This window comes from Methanosarcina spelaei (assembly GCF_002287235.1).
Classification (GTDB): Archaea; Halobacteriota; Methanosarcinia; order Methanosarcinales; family Methanosarcinaceae; genus Methanosarcina; species Methanosarcina spelaei.
The window spans coordinates 1-5,880 of sequence record NZ_LMVP01000125.1; the positions used below are offsets into that span (position 1 = coordinate 1).

At 39.6% G+C, this 5,880-nt stretch carries 5 protein-coding genes and 1 pseudogene; 4 read left to right on the forward strand and 2 right to left on the reverse strand.

Annotated features, from left to right (window positions below):
• A partial coding sequence (locus ASJ81_RS08280; protein WP_141241627.1) for a PKD domain-containing protein occupies positions 1-350 on the forward strand: 350 nt, incomplete at its 5' end.
• A 270-nt stretch (positions 351-620) separates the two neighbouring features.
• Here ASJ81_RS08280 and ASJ81_RS08285 read toward each other — a convergent pair.
• Together ASJ81_RS08285 and ASJ81_RS08290 are read right to left on the reverse strand one after the other, a co-directional pair.
• The gene (locus tag ASJ81_RS08285) at positions 621-2,939 is read right to left on the reverse strand and encodes an ATP-dependent DNA helicase (protein ID WP_095644068.1); all 2,319 of its coding nucleotides are present in this window, start codon (positions 2,937-2,939) and stop codon (positions 621-623) included.
• Between the two features lie 689 nt (positions 2,940-3,628).
• Positions 3,629-3,997, reverse strand: coding sequence for a winged helix-turn-helix transcriptional regulator (locus ASJ81_RS08290; protein ID WP_095644069.1), 369 nt, complete (start codon positions 3,995-3,997; stop codon positions 3,629-3,631).
• 335 nt (positions 3,998-4,332) lie between these two features.
• Here ASJ81_RS08290 and ASJ81_RS08295 point away from each other — a divergent pair, with 335 nt between their 5' ends.
• From ASJ81_RS08295 to ASJ81_RS23680, 3 genes and pseudogenes are all read left to right on the forward strand, one after another.
• Complete coding sequence (locus ASJ81_RS08295; protein ID WP_095644070.1) at positions 4,333-4,890, forward strand: flavodoxin family protein; 558 nt, start codon at positions 4,333-4,335, stop codon at positions 4,888-4,890.
• Positions 4,891-5,057: 167 nt separating this feature from the next.
• The gene (locus tag ASJ81_RS23675; protein ID WP_245859950.1) at positions 5,058-5,315 is read left to right on the forward strand and encodes a nitroreductase family protein; all 258 of its coding nucleotides are present in this window, start codon (positions 5,058-5,060) and stop codon (positions 5,313-5,315) included.
• 27 nt (positions 5,316-5,342) lie between these two features.
• Positions 5,343-5,582, forward strand: a pseudogene (locus tag ASJ81_RS23680) (nitroreductase family protein); the annotation flags it as partial.
• Positions 5,583-5,880: the final 298 nt, after the last annotated feature.

Below are 5,880 nucleotides of genomic sequence, written 5' to 3' on the forward strand. Positions count from 1 at the left end.
CAGCTGCAGGAACCTACACGGTTAAACTTACAGCAACAAATGCAGCAGGAAGTAATACAAAAACAAAATCGAGTTATATAAAAGTGTCAGGAACCTCTCAAGTCCCAACTGCAGATTTCTGGGGCTGGCCACTCTCAGGAAAAGCACCGTTAAAGGTTACATTCACAGAGACCAGCAAAGGATCGCCAACTTCATGGAAATGGAGTTTTGGAGATGGGACATACTCAACACAAAAAAGTCCAACACATACATATTCAGCTGCAGGAACTTACACGGTTAAACTTACAGCAACAAATGCAGCAGGAAGTAGTACAAAAACAAAATGGAATTATATAAAAGTGACAAAATGACAAAGGACTGAACGTGCTATAAAAATCAGTTTTACTTATCTGATAGCAGGTTAATCTGGTTCTCAAAATTAACCATTTAAAAAAATGAATAAAAAGAACTACTCAACCTGGGAAATAAATAACTAGCCGTCTTTAATAGGATTAACTAAAATAGAATTCTTTGAATTTGTTTCCGTTAATCACTGGCTAGTTATTGCTTTTTACTTTTGCAAACAGTTTATAAGCAATTAATTTAAACATTTTGATTTTTATTAGTTAATCCGAAGTAGTTCAAAGCTTTTCAGCAAGGCTTCCGAAATCCATCTGGCTTGAAGCCTCGGACTCCGGCTCATTTTCACTGGTGGATGTGACATGCGCAAAAAATTCTTCCACGAGACTTCCTACGTCCCTGGATACAATGTCGATGAACTCTCTCTTTTCTTCAGACGGGAAATAATCAAAAACTGAAAATTTGCCGAGTTTACGCATTTGTGAGCCCTGGTAGCGTGAATCAAGGAGAATCCTTACCCCGTAGTCTTCAGGAGAACGCACTACTCTTCCCATTGCCTGCCTGACTTTTCTAATTGTCGGTACCTGGACTGCAAACTCCCAGCCTTCCCCAGAGCCAAAAACAGCATCATAAGCAGATTCAACTGCCTTAATTCGGTCATTTAGGGCAGGGTATCCGACTCCCACTATAATCACTGTTCTGCCCCTGGAATCTCTGAAATCAACGCCTTCACTTAATGTTCCCCATAGATAGGTTATAAGTAAAGCTTTTCCTCCCTGCTCTCCGATTTTGAAAAATTCCTTTCGGATCTCCTGGGCTGAGACCCCCGTTTCATCAAGGAAAATAGGAATAGAAAGTTCAGGTTCAAGGAGTTTGGTATAGCGGAGTGCTTCGGCATAGCTCTGGAAGTAAATAATCACATTCCCAGGCGACGAAATAGTAGCTGCAAGCAGAGCTTCTTTCACGTTCTCAAGCGTGTCCGGGCTGTCCCGGTTCTTTGAAAAAAGGGGAGGGATGGAAACTGTGAGGGTCAGCCTTCTTTCTATTGGAAATGTCATTCCGTAGGAAATCTCTTCTACTTCCCTTGAGATGCCAAGCGTGGACTTTATCATTTCAAAGGGCCGGAGTGTAGCCGACATTAACACTGCCGAATAAATAGAATCAAACAGGGGCTGGGTCACATTTTTAGGGATGCATGTGAAAAGCTCGATCCTGCTGGCAATTTTATCGCTTTTGAAATCTCTGCGCACGTTCAGAATTGGATAGTAGTTTTGCCTGTCCGAAAGTACGAGGTAAGAAGATAAAAAGTCTGCAACATATCGGATCTGGGAACGTTTCGGAACTGTAAGAAGCCCTTTTTTGTAGTTCTCCGCATAAATTTCTTCCAGCCTGCCTCCGAACTCGCCAATCTCCCTCAACCGGGTCAGGACTTTTTCCTCATCCGCAAAACCTTCCTTTATCGCTTCCCTTAAAAAACGAGCTTTCAGGATGTCAAACCGCTCGTAGGGATCACTTATCTGAATATCTTGCCAGTGTTTTCCAAGCCTGTTTCGTTCCCCGAATTTCAATTTTGAGTCACAGGTATCCCTGATGGCATTAAGGAGGCAGGTAAACAGCCTTTTTGCATATAATCTAGCCGCATAGTCCTGGTCAAGAGGAATACCACCTCCGGAACCAGTTTCTTTTCCTAACATAAGTGAATTGTGAGATTCGGGAGTTTCGCCTACTTCCGAAAGGGCTTTTTCAATAGTCAGTTCCGAGAGCATTATTGAAGAATGGGAACGGGCAGACGCCTCAATATTATGAGCTTCGTCAAAGATCAGGATAATGTCTTCAGGATCGCGTTCGAGCCATTTAAGCAGCATCATAAAAGTTTCGGCACTGAGGACATGATGAAAATTGCAAATTAGAAGTTCGGCGTTTTTGAGTTCTTTTTTCAGCAATTCATATCCGCACATGTCCCGGTCTTCGGCATACTCCAGAATTTCTTCCGGGCTCTTTACATCAGAAAAAAGCCAGTTAGAAAATTCATTACCTTCAAATTTCAGGACTTCATATAGTTCAGGACAGGAATTGTTCCTTAAAGCCCGAGTTCTTTTCTTAGTTTCTTCGAGTTCTTTTTCAAGCTCGGTTCTCAGGGCATAAAGAGTAGGGTCTTTTGTCCGTTTATATTTCTCATAGGCGTCCTTGAGCTCTTTTTCTTTTGAAGAAACTTCTCGTTCAAGGTCAAGGAGGTCATAGGTATTTTCCCCTTTGAGCCTGCATTCTTCGTAATCGAGATTTTCAGGGCACATCGAAGTCTTGCCCTTAAAAACGATTGTTTTTATGTCGTTGCCCCGTGAAATATCTCTTGCCTCATTTATAAATTGAACCATCTGTTGATGGACGTTAGTGACTATAATAACGACCTTATTGAGTTTTTTCCCCACACTCAATGCAGGGGCAAGTGCGCTTAAAGTCTTGCCTGTCCCACATGCTCCTTCAAAAAGCACGATTTTTTCGCTCAGGAGAGCCGAATGAATCTTCTCCATGGCTTCTGCCTGATTAGGGTAACAGCTCTGTTTAGTAAAATACCGCATATATCCGTTCTTTTGCATCATACATTTAACCTGGGATCTCTCCGATTTCCAATGTTTTTAGTGACTTATTTCAATGACTTATTCTTTTTGATGAATAGCGAATAAAACTTTTAAAGTTTTTAATGTTCCTGAAAATATTGTTAATGAAATATTAGTAACTACTTTAAATTTGCTCAGTATCAGTCTATTCTAATGTTTAGATCTTCTTAATGCTTTAGGTTTCCGGATAAAAGCAGAGTTTAGTACTAACACTTAAAATTTAACATTGATATCTAGAATTCAATGTTAACATTTAATACTCAATATTAACATTTAATACTTAATATTTAATACTCAATATTAACATTTAATACTTAACATTTAATACTCAATATTAACATTTAATACTTAATATTTAATACTCAATATTAACATTTAATACTTAACATTTAATACTCAATATTAACATTTAATACTTAATATTTAATACTCAATATTAACATTTAATACTTAACATTTAATACTCAATATTAACATTTAATACTTAATATTTAATACTCAATATTAACATTTGAAATTCAATGCTAAAACTAAGAAGATACAAGAAGAGGATTTATTTTTACTTGTTGCGCAGGCGTTATTTGTAGACTTTTATCTTGACTTATTCTTTCATCTGACTTATTCTTCATCTTGACTTATTCTTCATCTTGATTTATTCTCGATGTCAAGACCTATTTTATGCCAGAAGATTGCTGTTTATTCAGTACGCATTCTCTTCCGAGATACTCAACTCCCCATTTGCAAAGAGCCTCAAGGACCGGAATTACGGTCATTCCGAATTCGGTTAGTGAGTATTCAACTTTAGGAGGGATTTCAGGATAAACTTCCCTGAGAATAAGCCCGTCTTCTTCGAGCTCTCTGAGCTGTTTCGTAAGCATTTTGGGTGAAATACCCTGCATACTTTGCTGGAGCCCTGAAAACCGCAGTTTTTCTGTCCTCAACTGCCAGAGAATAATAGGCTTCCATTTTCCGCCAATTACCTCCAGGGTTGCTTCCACAGGACACTGGCAATGTTTGTTATTCCTTATCTCACTCGCCATATGCTCACATAGTATCCATTTTGTTAGTTACTATCCTGATTGCATGTATAGTATATAAGTATAGTTACTGCGAATTAAACATCAATAAATACATTTTCTAAAAGAAAGAAAAATCCGGCATAAATTGAAAGAAAATGAAACTCAGGTCAAGCCAGAATTCAGGTTAGACCCAAGTTCAGGTTAGACCCAAATTCAAGCTAGACCTGATTTCAAGTTAGACCTGATTTCAAGTTAGACCTGATTTCAAGTTAGACCTAATTTCAGGCTAAACCTGAAATCAGTCAGAATCAAATTCAGGTCAAGATCCAGTTAAAAGAATAAGAGGCGTGAACAAAATGAAAGTTATAGGTATTGTAGGAAGCCCCCGAAAGAATGGAAACACGAACATTCTTGTCCAGCAGGTCCTGGAAAGCGCAGCAGAAGCAGGTGTTGAAACCCGGACATTTATTCTCAACGAGATGAACTACAAAGGCTGCCAGGGCTGCGGCTATTGTAAGAGTCATGACAAATGCAAGCTTGAAGATGATCTTACGGAAGTATTCGATGAGCTTGCGTCAGCAGACGGAGTCGTCTTTGGTTCTCCGATTTATTTTGGCCAGTTTACAGGCCAAATGCGGCTTTTCCTTGACCGTTGCTACTCCCTTATAAACGCGGACTTCTCTCCTCGTCTCCCTGCCGGGAAAAAGGCGATAATTATAGGAGTTCAGGGAGCTCCTGACCCAGAAGCTTTCAAAGGGGTCTACGAAGAGTTCAAAGGGCAAGTTTCCGGCTTCATGAAGGCAGAAGTAAAGGATGTCCTTGTAGGAGTTGGCTATAACATTCCGGGTGAGGTCAAGAATAATATAGAGCTTCTGGAAAAGGCAAAAAATGCAGGTTTTAACCTGTTCAAATGAAGGAAAAAATAAATTAAAATAAAACCAAAACTAAAGAAGCGGGAACCCAAAAACGGAACGAAAATAAAAAAGGGTGAGAAAAACAAAGGGTGAGAAAAACAAAGGGTGAGAAAAACCTGGAAAATTTTCCTCGCCCAGATTTTTCAGGGAAGAATAGGAGTCTGAATATGGAAACTCTTGAAGCAATCCACACTCGCCGAAGCATTCGAAAATACACTGACAGGCCAGTTCCGAGAGAGCTTGTTACCGAACTTCTCAGAGCTGCAATGAGTGCTCCGTCAGCAGTCAACGCCCAACCCTGGATCTTTATTATTATTGATGACAGGAAGCTCCTTGATGAAGTCCCTACTTTCAGCCCTTATGCAGGCATGTGCAGGGAAGCTCCTCTTGCAATTCTTGTCTGTGGGGATACAACTCCTGAATAAGGTCCAGGGTACTGGGTTCAGGACTGTTCGGCAGCTACCCAGAACCTCCTGCTTGCAGCTCACGATGCAGGGCTTGGGGCAGTCTGGACCGGGATCTATCCGATGAAGGACCGGGTTGAAGGTTTCAGGAAAGCCTTTGGACTGCCTGAACACGTAATTCCTCTAGCTTTTGTACCGTTGGGTTATCCTGACCAGAAACCAGGTCCTCAGGACAGGTTTGATAAAACAAAAATCTACCACAACAGGTACGGCCAAAAAAGAGAGTGAGACTGTAAAGCCGGCAGAACAAAATTTATACCAACTACAAGAGCAATAAAGATAAGTATTGAAAGTACGAAAATTCGACACAATTCCATAATCTAGTGATTTCTCTTATTGTTCTTTCCTCAAACCTACAATTTTCTCTGCTAACTACCTCAAAAAGCTGCAATAATCTTGAAAAACAAATTCTTTGGCATTTTTGCCAAAGAATTTGTTTATTCATTAGATATTTTTTTTGAATATTTTATCTAAAATCAATACGCTCCGCTACTTTTTAAAGTGTAACTTTTATCAAAATAACTTA